This window comes from Vibrio sp. 1978 (genome assembly GCF_033344345.1).
Map to the genome: position 1 here is coordinate 1 of NZ_JAWPOP010000778.1, position 580 is coordinate 580.

The window sequence follows — 580 nt, forward strand, 5'->3', positions numbered from 1 at the left end:
GGAAGCAACAAGATGCTGTCCGGAGCCGGTTTAAAGCTGCGAAGGATGCGTTTGAAGCGTTGAACGTCATTGCGTTCGACAAGCACTGGGTAGGTTCAACCGCGACGGTCGCCAAAGTGTCGAACATGATCACTCCGCCCGAACGACTGGATAAGCCCTGGGCGGTGCAAGTTCTGGCCGTGACCAAAGGTGGGACGTGGTTCGCGGTGGATCTGCAAGTGACCGGCACTGACAAGGTTCAGATGCTTAGCCTCCACCAGCTTAGTGAAAAGGCGGCAAAGACCATGCTGGCCTTCGACCTCGAAGTGTATGAGAAATTTTTCGGAAAACCTGATGTTGCATGAGGACAATGTGATGGAAAAAGTCAAAAGCGTAGATGCCGTGGAGTTCACGGCAGCAGATAAGAAGGCGATGACCCATGCGGCATACGCCCAGTGTTTCTTCATTCTGGCCCAAGTGATGGCATTCCCTTCCCTGGGGGTGGCTGGCGCTATGGTTGCTGCTCTGTGCGGCATGATGCCGTGGTTGACCAAGTTCGCCAAAGAGGCTCCATCGAAAGCCTTTGGCATGGTGATGGCTT

Annotated in this window: 2 protein-coding genes; both read left to right on the forward strand. The window is 54.3% G+C overall.

Annotated features, from left to right (window positions below):
- A partial coding sequence (locus tag R8N49_RS29055; protein ID WP_318190691.1) for a hypothetical protein occupies positions 1-344 on the forward strand: 344 nt, incomplete at its 5' end.
- A gap of 10 nt (positions 345-354) precedes the next feature.
- On the forward strand, positions 355-580 hold a 226-nt coding region (locus tag R8N49_RS29060), incomplete at its 3' end, for a hypothetical protein (protein ID WP_263926928.1).